This is a genomic window from Candidatus Ozemobacteraceae bacterium (genome assembly GCA_035373905.1).
Taxonomy (GTDB): domain Bacteria; phylum Muiribacteriota; class Ozemobacteria; order Ozemobacterales; family Ozemobacteraceae; genus MWAR01.
Genome location: DAOSOK010000029.1, coordinates 24,260 through 46,843 on the forward strand (window position 1 = coordinate 24,260; position 22,584 = coordinate 46,843).

Below are 22,584 nucleotides of genomic sequence, written 5' to 3' on the forward strand. Positions count from 1 at the left end.
ACAGGATGACTCCAGGAAGAGGCCCCGCCGTGCGACGCGCGATCTCGCTTGTCACGTTCGCTGCGGTTCTCGTTCTGATCCCGTTTTTCGCAACCTGGTCTATCCTGGGCGTTCTCGAGAGACGCGAAACGAAGCTGGTCCTGGGAACCGCATCCGAAGACCTCCAGGAAATCACCGCGCATCTTTCCCGCCTTGCCCATCCCGAAACGGCCTGCCTCGAACTCGCCGAGCGTCTTTCCCGCGCCATCACCTGGAACGGCGATCTCAGGGGGACGCTGCGCGAATGGCCGGCCGACGCGGTCAGGCTGTATCTGTTTGATTCCGCCGGAAAACGCGTTCAGCGGCCGGGCTGCAGTACCGGCATGACCGTGGCCTCCGAGCGCGCCTTCGGCCTGGTACTCCGCGCCGCCCGGGAAGGACCGTTCCAGCTTTCCGCGATGGAGAAAAGCCAGGCGGAGTCGTTTCTCGGGGGCCACCAGATGATCCCTCTGCTTTCGTCGCGGCCGAATCATCTTCACGACTTTTCGTTCACCGGCCTGGCGCGGTACGTCGGCTGGTATCAGCTCCAAGCCCGGCCCGGCGGCATTGCCGGACACATCCTCCTTTTCATCGACCAGAAGAAGATCGACCCGTTCCTGCTCGCCGCGCGCGCGTGCTCCCGGATCGACCGTCTGGCCGGCGGCGGTCATGCCTTCGGATGGCTCGACCTGAGGAACAGTCGCCACTCCGGACTCGGCGGCGGCAAGCCACTTCCCGCACCTCTCGCGGAAAAACTCCGACGCCTCCGGTTGAAGCCGCTGTATCGCGGCCGCAGCCATCTGCTCGCCCTGAGCGACACGAACGACGGTGTTCGCCTGTTCGGCATGCGCCGGACACCGGTTCCGTCGGATCTCATTCTCCGCCTGCGCAGCTTCCTCGTCGTGATCCTTCTCGAGCTTTTCCTGGTGCTGATGTGGGCGGTTTTTTTCGGCCAAAATCTCGTCGTTCCGCTCCGTCTCCAGCTTCTCGGCTGGTTCGGCATCGCGGGCGTCGCAGGGCTTGCCGCCCTGATCGGGTTTTCCCACGTGTACGGTCAGGCCAGCCAGGCATCGCTCATCCGGGACAACCAGAACACCGCCGTCCGTCTTCTCCAGAGCATCGACGCCGATTTCAGCCCGGCCTTCGCCTCCTGGGCGCGGGCATACCGCCGGGCCGCCCGCGACATCGAGCGGAGCATCACGGGCGAGCCGGCTTCAGGCAGTATTTCCTCTCTGGAAGCCCACCTCCAGCCCTTTGCAAAGACCCGGAATTTTTCGGCGGCATTCCTGTACGACACGACAGATATTCTTCGTTATAAATTCATCGCGTCCCCCGACTCGACGACGGGAAACTTCGCCAACGACCAGCCAAAGATCATCCAGGCCCTCGCCCAGAAAGCGATGGACAAGTTCAACTCCGTCCCGGACGAGGCTTCGGAGGAGACGACGACCGGATCGCGCAACATGCTCAACGTTCTCCTGGCGCGCCCCGTTGAGCAACTCATCAGGTTGCGGGGCACGCTCCAGCCGATGACTCTCCACGGAGTCAACGCCACGGTGTTCCTCGACCTGCTCTGCACCTCCGACGGCCTCGCGACGGCCGCCCTCGTCATTCTGCACGATACGGCGGTTCTCGAGGAGAAGCATCTCTCCGCCACCGCAAACAATCTCGAACGGAACACACAGCACCGACTCGTCGCCCTCTCGAAGCGCAGTTCCGGCAATCTCCCCGCCGTGCCCCCGTCCGGGCTTCTGCGTGAACCGGATCTGGAGCGACTCCGGGAACTGCTCGACCTCACCGGGGCGACGCAGCACCGACTCGGCCGCATCGGGGGCGAGCGCATGCTCGTAACGGCCATTCCGGGGCGCGTGATGTCGGATTACCACCTGTTCCTGCTGACCCCCTTCCAGCCGATCGACGACGCCGTGCGAGCGGTCTCCACGCGCATCACCCTCCTGGCTTTCGCCGGCACCGGCTTTTCCCTGCTGTTGGCCTGGATGTTCGGCGGCATGCTGCTGGGACCGATGCGCATCCTCACCGAAGGCATCGACCGCCTGGTCCGGATGCGACTTGACGAACCCGTCAGCGTCGGCACGGGCGATGAACTCCAACGGATCGGCGACGGCGTCACCGCCATCATGGAGGACCTGCACGAGCGGTCGCTCGCGAAGACCGTCCAGGAGCAGCTGATCTCGGGCCGGCCCATGACCGGCCCCGGCTGGCATCTTCAGGGCTGGAGCCGCTCCGCATCGGATATCGGCGGCGAGATCTTCGACATGCTCCCCCTTCCTGACGGGCGGATCGCGTTCATGGTCGGCGACGTCGCGGCGCGCGGCGTCAGCGCCGCTCTCGTGATGGCCATGGCGAAAACCGCGACGCGCCTCTTCCTCGACGAGGAGAAGGCCACGCCCACGGTCGTTCTGAGCGAGCTCGACAGGTATTTCCGCCTCCACGCCCGCCGGCTCAGCCGTGTCGGAATGCTGCTCGGCATCCACGATCCGGCGACCGGATGTCTCCGGTATGCCGCGACGGGCCGTCTGTTTCCGATCCTGCTCGCGAGCGAAGCGGCGCCAAGCCTGCTGGCCGTCGACGGAGACGGTCTGGGCGCAGGCTCGAGCGGCCGTGCGACCCCGGAACATCAGCTGACGCTGGCACCCGGTGACCGGCTCGTCATCTGCACCGATGGGGTCGTCGACGCATGCGACCCGGCCGGCCGGGCAGCCGGCAGCGCGGGAATTTCCGACCTGCTCGACGGCCTCCGCTCCGAGGAGCCGGAGCATCTCGGCGGAAGGCTCTGGGAGGCTCTCAACGCATGGCAGGGCGGGCAAACTCCGGCGGATGACCAGACCGTTCTCCTCCTTGCGGCCCTGCCCGTCCATTCAGACCAGACCGGAGAGGAATCGTCATGATGCAGGCCTCGCCTCCCCGGACATGCCGGCAATCGCCTGGAATCGCAACCCTCGGCCAGTGGTTGTTCCGTCTTCTTCTCTGGCTGGGCTTCCCCACGCTCGTCATCGGCGTCGCTCTCGACATCGGCGCCGATTCAAGCCGCCGGGCGGCCCGGAACGCCGTTTTTGGCGGGATGGAGCGTGCGTTCACCGAACTTCAGACGGAAGCGGACTCCCAGATATTTTTCCAGCGCGAACTGGAAGACGTGTTCGCTTCCGTCCGCGGTCTCGCGGCCCGTCCGGACGCCGTCGATGCCGTCGTTCGCGGCTTTTCCGGGAAATGGCCGTCCGGCTCGATCGATATCCACGTGTTCGGCGGCTCGGGAACGCTGATCCAGCGCCGCACCTCGCCTCCAGACATCCAGGAGTTCATGGACAGGATCAGGCTCGACTGGACCCATCATCTCGAGGTGCCCGCCACGATCACCCAGCGGCTGAGCCAGATCCTTCCCGCTCCGGAGACGCTCATGCGCGCCATGAAGGGCCGGCCCGGAAAGGCCATCCAGCTCGGCGGTTCCCTGGCTTTCAGCTGGGGATTCCACGTGTTCCAGGACGGCATTCCCGAACAGCGCATCGCAGGCATGCTCGCCTTCATTCATCAGCAGAAACTGCCCCCGCGCTTCATTCCCGATCGGGTGCGACAACGACTCGGGCTCACCGACACCGTCATCGCTGGAGACGAGGAGACGGACGTTGTGATTCCCGGCACGGCGCGGCGGATGCCGCTGGTCGAACTGAAGCGGTTGCAGTCGCTCGCGGCGGACGACCGCATCGTCCTGGAAGACAGGCTCGTATCGCTGAAACGTCTCGACGACACCACTCTGGTCGTCTCTTCGGCGCCCGACCCCGGGTATCCGAAGGGCTTCCTCCTCGCCGTCGCCGCATTCCATATTCTTTTTATTATATTTATCGGTATTAAATCTTATACCCTCACGTTCGGCGGCGCGAGCGTTTCGTTTCCGGTCTGGGGAAAGCTGCTGCTGTTCTTCGGCCTCGGTTTCGGGTTCCCGCTGCTGCTTTCCTCGGGCCTCGCGCATCTGTATCTCGAGGAACGGCGCGAGGGGATCCCCGAAGAACTGTGCCAGGAGGCATATCGGCACCTTTCGGCTGTCGACGCGCGCTTCGCGCCGTATCTCACTCTCCGCCGCCTCCAATATGACCGGATGTGCCGGGATGCGGAACGACGTTTGAACCGCGCGGAGCTCGATCTGGGAGCCTTCCGGCAGATGTTCGACGAGTTCCGATTCGATGGGATGCGGATTGTTGCCTCAAGCGGCCAGTCGTTGCAGACGGCGAGGATCATCCTCGCCGAGATGCGGCGGTGCGTGAGCCTGCCGAAAACCGAACGCGTGAGGCTGTTCCAGAGTTTCGTCGAACGGGGCCTGATCCCGACGCCCCTCGAGGTCGAAGCGATCATCCACGGCCAGGAGGCGCTGGACCGGGACACCGCCGAAGGCTCGCGAGTCGAGAACATGATCGCCCGGGCCGCCGTCCAGGCCGGCAAGCTCGCCATGGACCAGGCGAACGCCGACCGGGGGCTGAGCGGCGCGCGCCAGTCCAGCACGGCGGACATGGTCGTCGACAGCGTCCTCGAGGATGACGCGAAGGAGCTGATTCAGGGAGTCCGCACGGGGCTGCGGAAATTCGTCTCGGTCTCGAGCGGCGCATCGATCGCTCAGCTGTATATCGACGTCATTGCCGGACCCGCCGGCGACGCCTGGTATGCGATTTTCATTTTCCACAACCTGATCACCCTCGAGATGAATTTCCTCGAAACTCTCTTCGCTCGCGGTGCCTCGGATGGGTATCGGCCCGACGCCGACTCGCCGCTGAGGCTGTATGCCGTCTCTTGGCATCACCAGGGTCTCTGCTTTCCAAATCAGCAGGACCACCGGAGATTCTCGAAACTCCTGGCGCGACTCAACCGCTGCTCAAACGCCGTTTCCCTCACGATGGATATCGACGGATCGCCCCATCTCGTCTGCGCCCTTCCCGCCACTGCCCTGAAGCATTACGCCCTGCTCGCGATCGTTCCCGTCGCCGAGCTGGAGCGACGCTTCGGCGAGGTGTCCGCGCGGGTCTGGGGCTGCGTCGCGGTCCTGGCCCTGTTCGGGCTGGGCGTTCTCACCGCCTTGTGGTATCGCGTTGTCACGCCGATCGCCGCGATCACGGCCGGTCTCGAGGCGATGAAGAAGGGCGGCTACGACAGCCCGATCCCCGTGACAGGCACAGACGAGCTCGGCCAGATGTGCGCCGCCGTCAACCAGGCGATGGAACGGTTGAAGGAGATGGAACTCGCCCGCACCGTGCAGGCGGACCTCCTTCCGCAGAGCCGTCTGGACCTCGGCCCATACCTCGTGCAGGGCAGAAACAGCATGATCCAGGCCGTCGGGGGCGATTACTTCGATTTCATCCCCCTGCATCGGGGGCTGACAGCCGTTATCCTGGGCGACGTAACGGGCCACGGCGTCTCGGCGGCCCTCGTCACGGCGATGGCCAAGGCCGCGTTCACGATTCTGTGCCCGCGCTATCCAGACCAGCCGGAAGAAGTGCTTCAGCGGCTGAACAGGTTGATGCTGAATATCCTGAACCGGTCCAAGATGATGAGTTGTTTTCTGGGCATTCTCGATGTGCAGGCCAGGCGCATAATGGCGGCAAACGCGGGCCAGTGTTATCCCATCCTGATCCCTCACGACGGCGCCTCGGCCCAGGTGGCCATGCCGTCCCAGCCTCTCGGAACGCGTGCGAAAGCCGTGTTCAAGCGGCTCGATATCGATCTGCGAAACGCCGGCCTGCTGCTGTATTCCGACGGTCTCGTCGAGGCGATGAGCCCCGACCGAATCATGTTCGGCTACGACAACGTCACGGCCGCCGCCGGACAACTCAGACGGGAAACGGGGCGCAGAATTTCAGCCGACACCGACCTGCTGGCCCCGCTGTTTGCCCGACTCCAGGCGCATATCGGAACCGGCAGCTACAGCGACGATGTGACGCTGGTCGTCATCATGCCGCGCGACTGACCGTCCTGTTCATCCCGGTTTCCGCTCCATCGACTGGAGGAACACGATCGCCTTTCGGGCAACTTTCCGGTCTTCGTCCGGTGCCTGGCGGACGAATTCGCGAAGCGTGGGGATATAGGCGGGATTTTTCTGGTAGGCCATCGCGAGCAGCACCTTGCGGCGCACCTCGGAGGACGGGTCGCCGAGCATCGCGACGAGCAGACGCGAAACCGCATCGCCTTTCATGCGCGACAGGACGAACACCCCGCCGGAGCGCACGCGCTCGTCGGGGTGGGACGGCAGGCGTGCGAGCCCTTCCAGAACGAGCCGCGGGCCAAATTCGGTGAGCGCCGCCCGGGCCGCCTCGACGAGCACCGGAACGTCCGACTCAAGGAACGGGCAGACGACCGCCACCGACTCGGAGCCGCCGTTGATCTGCAGGCCCTGGATCGCCGAAAGGGTCACACGGTGGTCGGGGTGATAGAGTAATGTCGACAGAATTTCCGAGACGGCCGGATCGTGGTAGTGTCCCATCTCGCGAGCCATGAAGGCCAGTCGCACCGGGTCGGGCTTCATGGTGATGTATTCGACGAGCGCCGGCAGGTGTTCGGGATTGCGCATCTGGAGCAGTTTTCGCAACTCGCCGTCGGTGATCGCCAGCATGCGCAGTTTCGTCACCAGGTCTTCCGTCATGGATGCGTCGGAGAGATCGAGCGTGACGTCGCCCGCCTGGGCCGGATCGATGACAGGCGGCGGAGGTGGGGGAGGCGCCGGCTCGCGCACGTCGAGCGGTATCGGCCTCGACGTCGCCTGACGGACGAGGTTCTGCCAGACGGCCTCAGCCTCACGCCCGGGCAGATGCGGGGGCCTGGAAGGCGCGAGACCGCCGGGTCCGAGATTCGCCGCCGCCAGATCGATGGCCGGAAGAACCTCCGTGGCCCGGGCATGGGGAATATGCGCGGCATGTGCCGCGGGAGTGGATGCGGAGGGTTCGCTTCGTAGCGTCACGTCGGGCGGCGCCACCGTGGCCGGCCCGGACGTCAGGGCGGGCGGACGTTCTGAGACCGGCACGGAGGACTCCGTGACAGGCTCTTTCGCAGGTGCGCGCGCCTCATCGGCAGGCCCGGGTATCGGCTCGGGCGCCTGTTCGGGCTTCATGTCGGGCCCGGGCTTTTGGTCAGTTCCCGGAACCGTTTTTCTCGAAGCTTGTTCCGTGGTCTTAGCCGCCGCCGGCGAAATGCCTGCCCGGGCAGCCGGACGAGGTTCATCGACGGCGTTCGATCCCGAAGGCGCCTCACTCTCCCGAGCTGGCGGAGCCCCGCCCAGGGCGTTGGCGAGCTCTTCTTCGGCCTGGCGCCTGCGTTTTCGAGCTCGCGCGACGGCGAACCCGCCTCCGAGAACCAGAGCGAGGATGCCCACAAGACCATACCAGTTCTTCTTCGCCCAAAACTTCCAATAGACGGCGCCGGCCATGGCCAGGGCTCTCTTCGAGTCCTTCGCCTTCGCCAGATACGTCAGGGCCTTGGCGGCATCGGGCGTTTTCCGGTTGGCCCAGGACATGCCGAGCGCCAGGTTTCCGACGGGGTCGGCCGGGCTCTCTTCGAGCAGCGCCTCCGCTCGGTTTCCGACATCCACCCAGTTGGGATTTTCCGTCTGGATGAGCGCCTCGAGCAGAATCTGCTTCAGTCTGAAGGAAACGGCAAGCGCGGCCTCGTTTTCCCTGACGAAATCAGCAGCGGCGTCGAATTTTTTCCCGGCAAGCAGCCCTTCCGCCTGCTGCTCGATCTGGTCCAGGTCTTCCGGAGGGGACGGCAGGTGTTCCTCGGGAACCGGCTTTCCTTCTTCCGCGGTGGGCGCGGCGGACTCCGGCGTAGAGGCGGACGATTCGGGAGAACCGACGACGTCGAGATCCTTGTCGAGGTCATGAGCAGCCTTCACTCCCGCCTTTTCTCCGGCCGTCGCCATGCTGGCCGGAACGGGCCCATGGGGAAGTCCGCCGAGGATGAGGAAGATCAGCAGCAAGGCCGGCCACGCGTATTCCCCTTGGCCACGTGCCGATGTATACGTTTCGTTATCGCCGTTCATCTCGCCTGCCATACAGCACCTGGCGATGGACATCGCTTTCCCGCTTGAATGACGCCTCCATATCGGCGATGCGCTGCGGAAGCGATTCGATGCTTGGATCGGCCCGCCCCTGCCAGGGATACCTGCCGGAAATCCATGTTCCGGCGCGTTCGCTCGTCGCCCGGGCCGATGCCGCACGGTCGAGCTCAATTTCACGCTCGTAGCGCGCCGGGCCCGGATCCCCCCGACGGCGGCAACCGCTTCCCGTACAGAGAAGCGCGATGCAGGCGAAGAGAATCGTCACTCGGGTTCTCATCTCCGGTGTTGTCGCTCTCGACTCACGATCGTTTCCAGACATGGCTCAGAAACACCGTTTCGGCTGAACGATGGATTTTGTTAACCCCTTTCGGGGAATCCCCGCTCAACGGCATGCAGAATCGTCCGTCCCGTCACCGTTCGAATCAGCGCGTCAGCGCGATACCGTATCATTCCGGGCTGACGACGATCGCTTCCTGGGAAGCCTGCCGGGCGCTCGTTATCCTGTGCTGCGGTTTGGCCATGAGCACACGGGTTTCGGGCGGCACCGACTCGGTGAGCCAGACGTTGCCGCCGATGACCGAACCGCGGCCGATCACGGTGTTTCCGCCGAGGATGGTCGCGCCGGCATAGACGACGACGTCATCTTCGATCGTGGGGTGGCGCTTCGCATTGCGGATCACGTTTCCCTGGGAATCGCGGGGGAAATTGAGCGCGCCAAGCGTTACGCCCTGATACAGGGTCACCCGGTCGCCGATGACGGTCGTTTGTCCGATCACGACGCCGGTTCCGTGGTCGATGAAAAAGCTGCGGCCGATCTTCGCCCCGGGATGGATGTCGACGCCGGTCCGCGCGTGGGCCCACTCGGTCATGATGCGGGGAATGAGAATCAGCCCCTGCTCGCTGAGATGGTGCGCAATGCGGTACACCGCGATCGCCTCGAGCCCGGGATAGCTGAAAATGATCTCGTCGAAGCCCGAGGCGGCGGGATCGTTCCGGTACGCCGCCCGAACGTCGTCCTCGAGGATGTTTCGGATGGCCGGCAGGTCTTCGATGAACGTGCGTGCGATCAGAGCGGCATAGCTTTGACAATGTTTGCAGGCGCGGTGGGCGAACCTGCACGAATGCTGCGACTCGCGCAGAACCTGGGCCTGGAGTCTCTCATACAGGGTCGCGACCCGGAAGCCGACCTGGAGCTCCATCGACTCGAAGGAGAGCCTCGAGTCGCCGAAATACCCCGGAAAAATCAGGAACAACGCGTCTTCGAGAATCTGCGCCATCTCCCGTTTGTCGGGAAGCGGGCTCGCGTCGAAGTGCTGCACTCCGTCGGCACCGTCGGCCAGCCCGGCCATCACCTTGTCCGTGAGCTTTTTCAGCATCGGGTTCATGGGCATCCTCCCTCTCCGCTACCGGCGCGCCGGAATGAAAAGCGCCCCGGAGACTGTGCTCTGCCGGGGCGCGCCGTTTCCATCGGTCACTCGACGATGATTCGTCCGTTGATCTCGCAATAGACCATGCGATCGTCGACGATGAGCATGCTTTGCTCTGCGCCGGTCGCGGCGTCCCCATAATAAAGTCTCCAGTATATTTCCTCGCCGCCGGCGGTTTCGGCGTTGAAGCGCTGAACGCGGATGTCGCCGTTTTCCGTCTTCTCGGGGGCGTATTTTTTCCAGAGCTGGGCCACGCGCTGGGGCGCCTCGTCGAACGCGACGGCCGCCGCCGTGATCTGCCCTTCTTCGACCGCCGACAACAGGGCCTCGAGAACCGTGGCGAGGGCCTTGTCCTTGCCGGTCGGATCGCCGTCGACGAACGTGAAGATCATCGCGGCTTTTTTGTCTTTGCGAATGTTTTGATACAGGGTCTCGGCGACCTCGCCGTTTTTCCGGACGGTCCGGAAGCGGTAAAAGTCGGTGCGGATGGTGGGTTGCCGCACATCGAGAAACATGCCGTATCGGGAAATGCTGACTTCGGCATACTCGGCTTCGTGGCGAGCCCACGCGTCGATGACCCATTCGGGGACCTGGCTCATGCCGACCAGGGCGACCTCGATACGGCCGCCGGCGGAGCAGTCAAGAAGCCGCTCGATCGTATTCTTCAGCCCCTCGCGATGGGATACCGTCTGAGCATTCCGCTGGATCTCGGCGATATACCCCGCGTCGAGGGAGGCCAGCGTATCGGCACGCACGGCCGGGGTCATCAGCAACAGGCCGGTTACGGCGGCGGCAAGAAGCATTTTTTTCATGTTTGTCATCCTCCAGGATGTCGTTCTTTTTTTCGTCTTCGTTTTTTGTAGTCGATCAGCGTATCACAACAACGCGGTTCCGTCAACCAAAAACGTGATTTTTTCTGTTGCGCGGGCCGCGATATCTCCCCTATAATAGATGATCGACAATCACCTTCATCCGTTGGAGGAGACAGATCATGAAACACGAAGTCACCGCCGGAACGCCCCGCGAAACACTCACCCGCACGGCATCCGGAATGCTGATATACTGCCGCGAACTCTTCGAAAAAGATCTCTACAGGCACCAGATGCCCCAAGTGCGGGGCGAAGAACTCCAGCTGGCCGCTCCCAGGCCGCCCTCGCCAACGGCCGTGAAACCGGCCACCCCGGCCACCGTCAAGAAGCAGCGCGGAACGACGGCCCGCCCGTGAGCATGCCCCGAACGGCCGGCATTACCGCGCTCAAACGGGCGCTGATGGCCGGCACTCCCGTCATCGCGATCAGCAGCTGGGAGGAAGAACAGGTCATCGCGACGCTTGCGGCGATCTCCCGCTCCGTCTTCCAGAGCGACAAAACCCTCACGCAGTGGGATCTCCAGGCAGGCCTCACCGCGGGCGATCTGAACCAACCGGGCGTCACGACCCCGGAAGCGGCTCTCGAGGCCGCGGTTCGCGCGACGGAACCCGGTTTCTTCGTGTTTCGCGACATCATTCCCTTCCTCGAGAAGCCCGAGATCCAACGCCGGCTCCGCACCGTGAACACCGCATTTCGCGGACAGAACCGCTTTCTCTTTCTGCTCGGCGGCGACATCCATCTCCCCGTCGACGTCCGCAAGGACGTCTATCTGCTCGACTTCGGCCTGCCTGACCAGGCAGAACTCACCGACCTGATCGAGCGCGCCTTCGCATCCGCGACCAAGCGGGGAGCGGAAAACAAAATGACTCCGGAAAACCTGGCCGCCGCGGCGACGGCTCTCCAGGGGTTTACGACGACCGAAGCCCAGCAGTGCCTCACCAAGCTTCTCTGGGGCGTGAAAGTCATCGACGGTTCGATCGTGAAGCAACTCCAGGAGGAAAAAGAGCAGCTCGCCCGCAAGGAGGGCATCCTCGAATACGTCCGGACGGACTCCTCCCTCGAAGACGTGGGCGGACTCGAGAATCTCAAGAACTGGCTGACGAAACGACGCCGGCTGTTTTCCCCGGAAGCGGCGGCGGCGGGGCTCAGACCCCCGCGCGGTCTGCTGATGATGGGAATATCCGGCTGCGGCAAATCGCTGTCGGTCAAGGCGATCAGTTCCCTGTGGAACCTGCCGCTGTTCCGACTCGACATGAACCAGGTGTATTCCGGCCTGCACGGTTCGCCGGAAGGCGCGTTCCATCGGGCGATCAAATCGATCGAGGCGATGGCGCCGGCCATTCTCTGGTTCGACGAAATCGAGGGCGGCATCAGCAGTTCGACGATGAAGGACGGCAGCACCGGCTCGCACATTTTTTCGGCGTTCCTCACCTGGATGCAGGAAAAGAAGGCCGACGTGTTCGTGGCCGCCACCGCCAACCGCATCGACCTGTTGCCCGCCGAAATCATCCGCAAGGGGCGGTTCGACCAGGTGTTTTTCATCGATCTGCCCAACGACCGCGAGCGCGAGGAGATTTTCAAGGTTCACCTCCAGCGGCGCGGCGTCGATACCGCAACGTTCGACCTCACGCTTCTCAGCGTCTCGACCGAGTTCTGGAACGGCGCCGAGATCGAGCACGTCGTCGAGGCGGCCATGGTCGAGGCCTTCGACCGGGGGGCCCAGTTGACGCTCGACGATCTGTACACGATCATCCGCGGCACGGTTCCCCTCTCGCGCACAATGGCCGAGCAGATCAAATTCATCCGCGCCTGGGCGAGCGAGCGAGCCATCTCCGCCTCGAAATCCGACAAGTAGGCGCACGCGGCCCGTTTTTGAAGCCCGCAGGCTGAATCCCCCGTCGCCCTGAGCTTGTCGAAGGACGAGCGCATTTCGCGCTTCGACAGGCTCAGCGCGAGCGGGAAGGCAACATGCCTTGTATCATGCAGGGATCAACGGCACACACATCGCAACCCCGTGTACACAATTTGCCTTGCGCGTTGAATGTTTTTGGTGTATAGTAATGTTAGATGAAGCTAACAATGTGTCACGGTTGAAACATCCGGCGACCGATCTGGTTGGGCGGCGCGAGCCGCAGGAGACGAAACAGGCATGGTAAAGATGAACGTCACGCTTTCCGATCTGCCGATCGGCGAGACGGCGACGATCAGAGACATCGACGCCTCCACCCCGGCGGGAAACCGTCTGCTCGAACTCGGGTTCATTCCCGGCACGCCGGTCACGGCCCTCCAGCGGGCACCCATGGGCGATCCCGCGACGTTCTGCATCCGGGGCTACTGCATCGGCCTCCGCCGCAGCGAATCCTCTCTCGTCAGCATCCATCCCGTCAGGCGAGCCGCCTGAACGGCAGCATCATGGAGCCGGTCCGCGTTTTCCTGGTCGGCAACCCGAACTGCGGCAAGACGAGCCTTTTCAACGCCATCACCGGCGAGCGCCGTCACGTCGGCAATTGGCCGGGCGTCACCGTCGACCGCATCGAGGGCTTTCGCCGGGTCGGCGATCGCGAACTGGTCGTTTCCGACCTCCCGGGAACGTATTCGCTGACGCCCGCAAGCCCCGAAGAACGGGTCGTTCTCGATCAACTCGACGAGATAGCCGGCAACACGATGCTGAATGTCATCGACGCGGGAAACCTCGAGCGCAATCTCTTCCTCACCATGCAGCTGCTCGAGCTCGGTCTGCACCCCTGGCTCGTGTTCAACTGCTACGATGCCCTCAAGGCCTCCGGCGCCAAGCTCGACCTCGAAAAGGTCGCGAGGCTGACCGGCTGCAGGGTGTTTGCGACCGTCGCCCGAACCGGGGAAGGCATCCCGGCGCTCATCGCAGCGCTTTCCGAACCGTCACCGGCCGGCCCATCCGACAACGGCCTGACCGTCATGCGGCTTCCCCGGCCCTGGCAGTCGGCCGTGGAAACGGCGATGCCCTCGCTCTTCCGGCAATCCTGGCCGAATGCAGCGCCCTCCAGGCGGCTTCGGGCGATCCAGGCTCTCATCGGCCAACCGTCGCCGGACGCCCATCCCGAAACGGAATCGGCGCAGGAGCTCGAGCCGGTCCGGGCGAAACTGCTCCAGGCCCTCGAGTCCGCCGGCGAGTGCGTGACCGGCGCCGGAGGTCTGCCGTGCCGCCTCGCGACCGACCGCTACGATCGCATTTCCCGCCTCCTGAAGGCGACCCACAAGGCCGCACCGTCTGCCGAAGACCGGGGTTCCTCGGACCTCGACCGCATTTTCACCCACCGGCTCTGGGGCATCCCCGTCTTCGCCGCGCTCATCGCCCTGATGTTCTGGACGACCTTCTCGCTCGGGGCGTATCCGGCCGACGCGATCGAAGCCGGCATCGAGCATCTCCGGGGGCTCGGCGCCGCGCACCTTCCGGACGGCCTGTGGCGCGATCTTCTTCTGGACGGCATCGTCACGGGCCTCGGCGGCATCCTGGTTTTTCTTCCAAGCGTGCTGATTCTCTTCCTCTGGATCTCGCTTCTCGAAGACTCCGGCTACATGTCGCGCGCCGCCTTTCTCATGGACAGACTGATGCAGGGAATCGGCCTCCATGGCCGCGCGTTCGTCCCGCTGCTGATGGGTTTCGGCTGCAACGTTCCGGCGATCATGTCGACCCGCCTGCTCGACGACAGGCGCCAGCGCCGGCTTGTGACCCTGCTCATGCCCCTCGTCGGCTGTTCGGCGCGGCTGCCGGTGCTGGTTTTATTCTGTGGAATATTTTTTCCCGAACGACCCGGGCTGACACTTTCGATCCTGTATTTCATCAACCTGCTCGTGCTCGTCACGGTCGGCAGACTGCTCAGCCGGTTCATGCCGCCGCTCACCCAGGCGCCGTTCATGCTCGAAATGCCGCCCTACCGGCTTCCAACATGGCGCAGCGTGAAGTCGATGCTCTGGGATAAAGCCTGGCACTTCCTTGAAAAAGCCGGCGGCGTAATCCTGGCCGGTACGATCCTTGTCTGGAGCCTGACGGCGTTCCCCCGCGACGTCGTCTACAGCCGCCCGTATCAGGCCGAGATCGCAGCTCTGAAAGCCGCCTCGCAGACCGCAGAGATCGCCGAACGGATCGCCGGCCTCGAAGAGTCGCTGGCGCGCGAAACGATGGAACGCCGCTACATGGGAAGCCTCGGCCGGGCTCTCGAGCCACTGGTGCGGCCTCTCGGCTTCGGATGGCGCGAGGCGGTCTCGCTCGTGCCGGGATTCCTGGCGAAGGAGAGCATTGTCTCGACGCTGTCGGTCCTGTACAAGCCCGTCGACAACGATCTCGGAACGGCTATGCGCCGCGAGGGGATGACGCCGATGATCGGCTTCCTGTTCATGCTGTTCACGCTGCTCTACGTGCCGTGCCTTCCGACCGTCGGCGTCATCTGGCGCGAGACGAAGTCGGCGGGGTTCACCCTGGTCGCGACCCTGCTCCCGGGCGTCCTCGCCTGGTCGCTGACCCTGATCACGGCGACCATTGCCGGAGTCACCAGAACGGCCCCGGCCGCCTCTTCCCCACCAGGCGACACGGTCGTGATTCTGGTTTCGATCGTCTTCGCCGTGTGGTATCTTGTCCGAAGGCTTCGCGCCGACCTCGGCGGAGAAACCCCGTGTGCCTCGTGCAGAGGAACGAGCTGCCGCGTCGTCCGTTCCGACGGCGAAAACCCATGACAAGGCGGTTGCCCGAATGAAGGAACCAGGCGAGTCTCAACGTTCGAAAAAAGGGCTCTCGAGCACGCTCGAGTCGTACCTCGAACACATTCACGAGCTCCAGCGCAAATACGGCGCCGTCCGCGCCACCGATATCGCCTCGGCGATGGGTTGCACCACGCCGTCCGTCACCAACGCGCTCCGACGTCTGGCGAAACTCGAACTGATCAAATACGAAACCTACCGCCCCGTGACCCTCACGAAGCTGGGCGAATCGACGATCAGAAGGCTCAATTCCCGTCATCGGGTCCTGGCCGACTTTTTCCTGAACGTCCTCGAGCTTCCGGAAGAACTCGCCGAGGAAGAAGCGTGCAGCCTCGAGCACAAGATCTCCCCGGCCACGATCGCGCGTCTCGCCGATTACATGGAATTCCTTCACCAGGATCTCGGCGACGCGACTCTTCAACGCCGAAAACGCGATTTCGCGAACTTCAGGAACAGAAAGCAGAGTAGCCGCTGAATTCCATCCCCCGCCCCTTAGCCAGCGGTTGGGCGCAAGACCGTGGCAAGCGGACTCGCTAACGGCAGCACAGTATTATATATTTCGATATATTGCATAAGAAATTCCTGCAAAGCGCAAGCGGGCCTTTTTCGTTCAGATGATGCCGCCCATGCCGGCCAGCACCAGACTGTAGACGACGCAGAGGCCGAGAGCCGTCAGGCAGTTGAAGACCGCCCCCGTGGCCGGGTGACCGGTGCGCAGCCAGCGCGTCATTTCGTCGTCCTGCGTGTAGAGGACGCTCTCCGGGGCAAGCCCATCCATGGCCGCCAGGAGGCCGGCGAGATCGCGAGCGCGCCTGTGAACGCGGAAAGCCGCGACGTGAAACGAGGCCACATGGCCGGAGGCAAACACGCCGACGCAAGCGATCAGCAAGGCGGGAAGAGCCTTGTCTGAGGCGTTCGTGACGAACCAGCCGGTCATCGCGGTCGCGGCCCCGAGATAGAACTTCAAAAACTCCTCGGCCCGGCCGTGAAGGGTTGCGGCAGCCTCTTCCGACTGACGCCAGAACTGGATCAACGTCTCCCGCTTCGTCGCGACGTCCCCCATCGCATCCGCCCCCACTGAAAAATTGCGACGTCGCCGGCTCTTCCGGTCTCGCCTGCCCAGCCGACGCCCCCTCCGGAACATTCCTGATCATTGTAGCGCATGTCGCCCGAAAATTCAGTCGGGGAATTCACGGGATAAAACGCGACCGCCCCGGATCATACGTCCGGGGCGGTCGCATCGGAGATCTCTCTCAGTGAGTCGTCACTGACGCCATTTCACTCTGGAAGCGGGTGTAGACTTCATACGTCGACAGGCGTTCCAGGAGATCCTCTTCCTGGCTTTCCATCCAGACCAGGAAATTGTCGTCGGTCATCAGCTCCGTAATTCCCACCATCGCGGGGTGCACCATACTCGTTGCTTCCTCCTCGGCTTCGCGAAATTTTTCGTTCCAGGTAATCTTTCGTACGTTTTCGTTCGATTCCGAAGAGGCTATCGGCAACTTTTTTTCTTTTTTTGAGGGTTACCCCGCATCTCCGCTTCGCATGCGTCATGTCTTGCTTCATTCGGGGCGTTTCGTATAAAATGACTTCGGAACCGCAAGAAATTCGTGGTTCACATCTCAGAGAGGAAGAGGAAAGACATGCCTGTTATCACGATTTCGAGAGAGTTCGGCGCGGGCGGTGCGTTCATAGCCCTCAAACTTGCGGAGGCAATCGGCGGCACGTGCATCGAGAAGGAGATCATTCACGAGATCGCTCAGAAGATGGGCAAATCCCGCGAAGAGCTGAACGATTTCGACCAGGATACCTACAACCGGATCGGCGCCTTCTTTCAGGAAGCCCTCGCCAGCATCGCGAAAGGCGGCCGGGTGTTTCACCCCTTCGGCATGGCCCCCCTCGAATGGGAAAGCACGAGTTACTATGTCCCATCCTTTCCCGATCAGGAATACAAGCACGAGGAGTACATCGACGTGCTGACATCCGTCATCAAGGAAATGGCCGCGAAGGGGAACGTCGTCATCCTCGGCCGCGGAGCGAGCCGCATTCTTCAGGATACCCCCGATACGACGCATGTTCGCATCGTCGCCGATATGAAAGACCGCGTCGCACGCGTGATGGACGAACAGAAAGTCGACGAGGCGAAAGCAACCGAAATCATCGAGAAGAAAGACGCCGCGGCGAGCGCGTTCATTTCCGACTTTTTCGACGTCGACTGGAACGACCCGCACCTGTATCACCTCACGGTGAATACCAGCCGCATCGCTCCTGAAGCCGCCCTGCCGCTTATTCTCGCGGCCGTCAAGCGGCCGGCTGCATGATCTGAATCCTCCTCATGTCGCTTCGTTCCTTCAGCCTGGCTCTCATCGTCTGCGGAATCCTGGCATACGTCATCTATTCGTCCGAACCGCCGACGAGCGAGCTCTGGAGGGTCAAAGCGGCCGGCGAGATCACGACGCAGCCCGCCGAGGTCGGCGGCAAGGCCGTCTTCCTGGTCCGGCAACAGCAGATCGCCGCGATAGATCCTGACGGAACGTTCACGGGGCCGGTGCCGCTCGACGCCCCAGCCCGTCATCCTCTCGTCGGCATCGCTTCCGGCGTCCTGGTCTCTGACCGCGAAGGTGGATACACCTTCTATTCATCCTCCCTGGCCAAGCTCTGGAAGCGCGCAACGCTCTCTCCGTCAGACCTTCAGCCCGTTGCCCTGCCCGGGAACAGGCTGGTGGTCGCCGGCGCGCCCGACGTGCTGTTCGGACTCGACGGAACGACCGGCGAAGCGCTCTGGGAAAGCCATTTCGACGGCACCGTGATGCACGTCGTTCCGGGCGAGACGATCGCGGCGGTATACGGATACGACGATCTGAAGAAACCTTCATGGAAGATTTGCGCGATCGATCCCGACGACGGCTCCGTCGTCTGGAAACATCCGGAGCCCATCAGCGACGATGCGCCGGTTGTCTATGGCAACTACTTTATTTTCTGCGACGTCGAGGGCCGGCCGGTCGCCGTCAGTCAGGAAACGGGCAAGGTGGTCTACAGGCACGACTCCGACGGATACAGGATCGCCGGCATCACCGGAAACGCTCTTCTTCTCCTGGCCGCCGGCGGCACGCGGATGGACTACTGCGACCTCCCGTCCGGCACATCCTGGAGCGTCACGCTCCCCTCGCCCCTCCTCGGAGCGCTCGCCGTCGGCGACGCACTCCTGTTCGTCGACGGCCGCAGCGTACGGTGCATCGAGGCCCGCACAGGCGTCATCCGCTGGCAGCGCAATCTCGGCAAGACGTTCGACTGGTTCGTTCATGAAAACGCGCTGGGCATCACTTACAAGGACAATTTTCTCGCCCGCCACACCCGGGTGACGCTGTTCACCCCCGACAAGGCGAGGCCCGTCTGGACGGCCATGGATTCCGGCCGGTTCTACAAGCCGATGTCATCGACGCGCGGCGACCTGCTCGTCTGCCGCAGCGGCAACATCCGCCTCATGCCCTATCCCGAACGAACTCCCGGTTCCGAAGTGCTTGCAACCGAAACCGTCGCGTCGATTCCGGAGAAAGCGTTTTTCACGATGCCGCCCCTTGCAACGTCTTCCGCTCCCCTCGCCGCCTCAACATCCCTGATCCTTCCGGCTCCTGCTTCTTCATCGCGAACAGCATCGGCAGCCTCTGAGGTGATTTCCTTCACAGAACCGGAAGCACAGGCGCTTCCGCCCCAGCCTGCTCCGGCTGCCCGAAAGCCCATTCCCCTCGCATCTCCCGCCGGGTGGTGACAACCACAGGAGAACCGCCATGGTTTCCGAAACCTCGGTTGAAACGATTCAAACGTTTTATGATTCCCTGCTGGCCCTCGACCGAATCGCCCTGGCCAGACATCTGCACGAGTATGTCCCGGCAAGCCAGCCGACCCGGTATGTGGAAGAGATCGTCGTTCCCGCACTGGAAAGCATAGGAAACGATTGGGAAACCGGGAAGATATCCCTGGCCGAAGTGTATATGAGCAGTCGCCTCGCCGAGGAGCTGATCGACAGCCTCTTCACGACCCAGCATCTCGTCCGGCGCGCGCAGCCCCGCCTGGCGGTCGCGGCCCTGCAGGATTATCACCTGCTGGGAAAACGCATGGTGGCGACCGTTCTGCGCTCGGCAGGCTTCAAATTCGAGGATTACGGACAGGCTGATGTCAACGAGCTGGTGACCCGCATGGAACGGGACCGCATTGAAATCATTCTGATCTCCGTGCTGATGCTCCCATCAGCATTGAAAGTGAGGGAGCTCCGCGAACGGCTTTCGCAATCGGGCAACAGGGCGAAAATCGTCGTGGGAGGCGCCCCGTTCCGTTTCGACAGCGAACTCTGGCGCGAGGTGGGTGCCGACGCCGTCGGCCTTTTCGCTTCGGACGCTCCCAGGCTGGTGGATGAAATGGCCGAAGATCTCGCCAGGCAGAAAAAAGGAGATCAGGCATGAACTCGTTCGAGCGGGTCATGACGACCCTCGGCCACCAGGAGCCCGACCGGGTTCCGTATTTTCTCCTCCTGACCATGCATGGCGCCAGGGAACTGGGGCTCTCCATCCGGGAATATTTTACGTCTCCCGAAAATGTCGTCGAAGGGCAGTTGCGCCTTCGCCGCAAGTATCGGCACGACTGTTACTACGGTTTCTGGTATGCACCCATCGAAGTCGAAGCCTTCGGCGGCGACGTCATCTTCCTCGAGGATGGTCCGCCCAATTCGGGAACCCCGCCCATCCGGCGGATTGAAGACATCGCGCGGCTCAGCCCGCCGGATATCACACAAAATAGAAAATTGCAGAATGTCCTGACCGCCATTTCACGGATCAAGGCGAAATCCGGAAACGATGCACCGATCATCGGTGTCGTCATGTCGCCGTTCTCCCTTCCGGTCATGCAGTTGGGCTTTGATATATATATTGAATTATTGTTCGAACACCCCGACCTTTTCGAACGGCTCGTCGCGGTGAACCAGGAGTTCTGCACGAACTGGGCGAACGCCCAGCTGGCCGCCGGTGCCACGGCCATCTGCTATTTCGATCCGGTCTCCTCGCCGACGATTGTCCCTCGCGAGAAATATCTGAAGACGGGGTTCCAGATCGCGAAGAGCATGCTGGAAAGCATTCATGGGGCTTGCGCCATACACCTCGCGTCGGGTCGGACGGTTCCCATCATCGACGATATCGTGAAGTCCGGGGCAAAAGTGCTCGGCGTAAGCTGTGACGACGATCTCAGGGCAGTGAAACGAGCCTGCGAAGGCAGAATCACCATCCTTGGAAATCTGAACGGGATCGAAATGCGCCGCTGGACCCCCTCGGAAACGGAAGCGAAGGTGAAAGAGGCCATCGAGATTGCCGGCCCCGGTGGAGGCTTCATTCTTTCCGACAATCACGGCGAAATTCCGTGGCAGGTTCCGGATGACGTGCTGATGACCATTTCAGAGACCGTGCACCGCTTCGGACGATACCCGCTGACCGGGAACCGATGACGGACAAGATCGGAATCGCGGTCTGCAGCCATTTTTTTCACGAGCTGGAGGCGGCGATTCGTCTCGAGGGCTGGAATGGGGTTGTTCCCCTGCTGTTTCCCTCCTTCTGCGGCAAGCCCCCCCTGACTCGGGAAGCGCTGAAAAGCCTGTCTGCCGGGCAGGGAAAGGCATGTTCGAACATCCACATCCTCGGCGGAAATTGCTGCAAGAAGCTGTCGGTAGAACTCCCGCCAGACGAATCGTTCAAGATTCATGTGTTCAATCCCTGCTTTGCCATGTTTTCCGGAGAAACCCAGATTTTCGAACTCTGCAGCGAGGGGGCCTATCTGGTTACCCCCGGCTGGCTCGCCTGCTGGCGGGAGAAACTCCGATACGATGGTTTCGACCAAGATTCAGCCCGGCAGTTTTACGGCGAAAGCCTCAAGTCCATTGTTCTTCTCGAAACCCTTCTCGATCCGCAGAGCGAGAGCCAGGCAAGAGATTTCGGTGAATACGTGAACCTCCCCTGTCGCACCAGGAAGGTCGGCCTCGAGTATTTCCGGCTGCTGTTGCGGGACATCATTGGATCCCAGGAATTGTTCAGAGTTACCAGGACATCCGAAACGTCTCTCAAGGAAGCCCGCTGCCGGATCGCGGAGTATTCGATGATGTCCGATGTCCTCGCGCGACTTGCCAGGAGCCATGACGAAACGGAAGCGTTCGCGTCCATCCTCGAACTTGTCCAGACCCTATTCGCCCCCCGCCGGGTCAACCATCTGAAATGGACCGACGGAGCGCCTGCGTCGGAAGTGACGAGCTTCCCGTCCCTGCATGAAAATGAACGTGACGCAGCGAGGACACGCCTGGCGGGCTACTCGAGCGAGTACGGGAGAACCGAAGATGGAGAAGGCTTTTTCCTGAAATTCTCGCATCGCGGCGAGAGCCTCGCGACCATCGAGCTGCAGGGAATCGCCTTTCCCAATAATATTGATAGATATATAAACTCCTGCCTTTCGTTCGTGCCGGCAGTCGGGCTTGCGTTGGCAAATATCAGGGCATATACAAAACTGGAAACACAGCTGACGGAAAACAGGTCTCTCCTCGCAACGCTCCAGAACGATATCGAAGCCGCGGGAACCATTCAGAGAGAGCTCCTCCCTTCCCCCGGCGAACGATTTCCGCCCCTGGAGGTCAGCTGGTATTTCAGTCCCTGCAGCACCGTCGGTGGCGATCTGCTGAATATCATCCGGCTCGACAGAGACCATGTGGCGTTCTACATGTTCGATGTCGCGGGTCATGGCGTCCACGCGGCGCTCAGCGCCGTTTCAATCCACGAGATGATCTCGTCGTTCCTCCGGCAAGGAAGCAGCGAGGGCATACAGGCACCGGAATCACTCAGGCCGAAGGCTGTCGCCGAAATACTGCACGAACAATTCATGGCGAGAAAGCACGGATATTTCACCCTGACGTACGGCGTTATCGCTCTCAAAACAGGGATCGTGAAATACGTCAGGGCCGGCCACACACCGCTTCTCCTGAAAGAGGCCGCTGGAACGCTTCGTATCCTGGACGCCGGGAATTCACCGATCAGCATGTTTCCGGACGCCGAGTTCACGGAGCAGGAACTCCTCCTCCGGCCAGGCGACCGCCTGCTCCTGTATTCCGACGGGATCACGGAGGCGATGCGCTTTCCCTCACTCGAGCTCTACGGTGACGAGCGCCTCCACGCCATGATGTATTCCACCGAGAACCTGAGCGTCGACGCATGCGTCTCCGAAATCATCCGCGACCTGGACTCCTGGCTAGGCGAAACAAAGCCGAGAGACGACATCAGCCTTCTCGCCATCGACATGGGTTCGGCGCAAGAACCGATCCGCAGAAGACGCTGATGGCTCAGATGAAATCCTGAAATCTCACCCCGGCACTCGCCATTGCCGAAATTGCGATGCAGGGCCGGTTTGCGAACCACTCCTACGGATAGAGAACGGTTGTTTTGTGGTGAAACAGCCTTTGTAT

At 62.4% G+C, this 22,584-nt stretch carries 18 protein-coding genes; 12 read left to right on the forward strand and 6 right to left on the reverse strand.

Annotated features, from left to right (window positions below; translation table 11 throughout):
- Positions 1 to 29 precede the first annotated feature (29 nt).
- Both PLU72_14275 and PLU72_14280 read left to right on the forward strand, forming a co-directional pair.
- Positions 30 to 2,927 (forward strand): PP2C family protein-serine/threonine phosphatase, encoded by a 2,898-nt coding sequence (locus PLU72_14275; GenBank protein HOT29346.1) that lies wholly within the window; start codon positions 30 to 32, stop codon positions 2,925 to 2,927.
- On the forward strand, positions 2,924 to 5,986 hold the full coding sequence (locus PLU72_14280) for a SpoIIE family protein phosphatase (GenBank protein ID HOT29347.1): 3,063 nt from the start codon (positions 2,924 to 2,926) through the stop codon (positions 5,984 to 5,986). The genes PLU72_14275 and PLU72_14280 overlap by 4 nt, the downstream gene beginning before the upstream one ends.
- 9 nt (positions 5,987 to 5,995) lie before the next feature.
- Here the strand turns inward: PLU72_14280 and PLU72_14285 are convergent, their stop codons facing one another.
- The 4 genes from PLU72_14285 to PLU72_14300 all read right to left on the reverse strand — a co-directional run bounded on the left by PLU72_14285 (position 5,996) and on the right by PLU72_14300 (position 10,307).
- A complete protein-coding gene (locus tag PLU72_14285) occupies positions 5,996 to 8,050 on the reverse strand; it encodes a HEAT repeat domain-containing protein (protein ID HOT29348.1) in 2,055 nt (684 codons plus the stop codon).
- On the reverse strand, positions 8,037 to 8,333 hold the full coding sequence (locus tag PLU72_14290; protein HOT29349.1) for a hypothetical protein: 297 nt from the start codon (positions 8,331 to 8,333) through the stop codon (positions 8,037 to 8,039). The genes PLU72_14285 and PLU72_14290 overlap by 14 nt, the downstream gene beginning before the upstream one ends.
- A gap of 181 nt (positions 8,334 to 8,514) precedes the next feature.
- The gene (locus PLU72_14295; GenBank protein HOT29350.1) at positions 8,515 to 9,453 is read right to left on the reverse strand and encodes a serine acetyltransferase; all 939 of its coding nucleotides are present in this window, start codon (positions 9,451 to 9,453) and stop codon (positions 8,515 to 8,517) included.
- A gap of 86 nt (positions 9,454 to 9,539) precedes the next feature.
- Entirely contained in the window at positions 9,540 to 10,307 is a 768-nt protein-coding gene (locus PLU72_14300) for a hypothetical protein (GenBank protein HOT29351.1), read from the reverse strand.
- 179 nt (positions 10,308 to 10,486) lie between these two features.
- Between PLU72_14300 and PLU72_14305 the strand changes: the two genes are divergently transcribed.
- The 5 genes from PLU72_14305 to PLU72_14325 all read left to right on the forward strand — a co-directional run bounded on the left by PLU72_14305 (position 10,487) and on the right by PLU72_14325 (position 15,573).
- A complete protein-coding gene (locus PLU72_14305) occupies positions 10,487 to 10,720 on the forward strand; it encodes a hypothetical protein (GenBank protein ID HOT29352.1) in 234 nt (77 codons plus the stop codon).
- Between the two features lie 2 nt (positions 10,721 to 10,722).
- Positions 10,723 to 12,219: an AAA family ATPase gene (locus PLU72_14310; protein ID HOT29353.1), complete on the forward strand. Its 1,497-nt coding sequence runs from the start codon at positions 10,723 to 10,725 to the stop codon at positions 12,217 to 12,219.
- 294 nt (positions 12,220 to 12,513) lie between these two features.
- Positions 12,514 to 12,765: a FeoA family protein gene (locus tag PLU72_14315; protein HOT29354.1), complete on the forward strand. Its 252-nt coding sequence runs from the start codon at positions 12,514 to 12,516 to the stop codon at positions 12,763 to 12,765.
- Positions 12,766 to 12,776: 11 nt separating this feature from the next.
- Positions 12,777 to 15,074: a ferrous iron transport protein B gene (gene feoB / locus PLU72_14320; protein ID HOT29355.1), complete on the forward strand. Its 2,298-nt coding sequence runs from the start codon at positions 12,777 to 12,779 to the stop codon at positions 15,072 to 15,074.
- Between the two features lie 16 nt (positions 15,075 to 15,090).
- On the forward strand, positions 15,091 to 15,573 hold the full coding sequence (locus PLU72_14325; protein HOT29356.1) for a metal-dependent transcriptional regulator: 483 nt from the start codon (positions 15,091 to 15,093) through the stop codon (positions 15,571 to 15,573).
- Positions 15,574 to 15,708: 135 nt separating this feature from the next.
- On the opposite strand, the gene PLU72_14330 is transcribed toward PLU72_14325, so the two are convergent.
- Positions 15,709 to 16,161, reverse strand: a complete 453-nt coding sequence (locus tag PLU72_14330) for a hypothetical protein (GenBank protein ID HOT29357.1) — start codon at positions 16,159 to 16,161, stop codon at positions 15,709 to 15,711.
- A gap of 190 nt (positions 16,162 to 16,351) precedes the next feature.
- Positions 16,352 to 16,510, reverse strand: a complete 159-nt coding sequence (locus PLU72_14335) for a hypothetical protein (GenBank protein ID HOT29358.1) — start codon at positions 16,508 to 16,510, stop codon at positions 16,352 to 16,354.
- 231 nt (positions 16,511 to 16,741) lie between these two features.
- Between PLU72_14335 and PLU72_14340 the strand changes: the two genes are divergently transcribed.
- The 5 genes from PLU72_14340 to PLU72_14360 are packed head-to-tail and all read left to right on the forward strand — an operon-like array spanning position 16,742 to position 22,457.
- A complete protein-coding gene (locus PLU72_14340) occupies positions 16,742 to 17,419 on the forward strand; it encodes a cytidylate kinase-like family protein (GenBank protein HOT29359.1) in 678 nt (225 codons plus the stop codon).
- Positions 17,420 to 17,433: 14 nt separating this feature from the next.
- On the forward strand, positions 17,434 to 18,867 hold the full coding sequence (locus PLU72_14345; protein ID HOT29360.1) for a PQQ-binding-like beta-propeller repeat protein: 1,434 nt from the start codon (positions 17,434 to 17,436) through the stop codon (positions 18,865 to 18,867).
- A gap of 19 nt (positions 18,868 to 18,886) precedes the next feature.
- A complete protein-coding gene (locus PLU72_14350; GenBank protein ID HOT29361.1) occupies positions 18,887 to 19,558 on the forward strand; it encodes a cobalamin-dependent protein in 672 nt (223 codons plus the stop codon).
- Complete coding sequence (locus tag PLU72_14355) at positions 19,555 to 20,589, forward strand: uroporphyrinogen decarboxylase family protein (GenBank protein HOT29362.1); 1,035 nt, start codon at positions 19,555 to 19,557, stop codon at positions 20,587 to 20,589. The genes PLU72_14350 and PLU72_14355 overlap by 4 nt, the downstream gene beginning before the upstream one ends.
- Positions 20,586 to 22,457: a SpoIIE family protein phosphatase gene (locus PLU72_14360; protein HOT29363.1), complete on the forward strand. Its 1,872-nt coding sequence runs from the start codon at positions 20,586 to 20,588 to the stop codon at positions 22,455 to 22,457. Before PLU72_14355 ends, PLU72_14360 begins: the two co-directional genes overlap by 4 nt.
- The last annotated feature ends 127 nt before the right edge of the window (positions 22,458 to 22,584 follow it).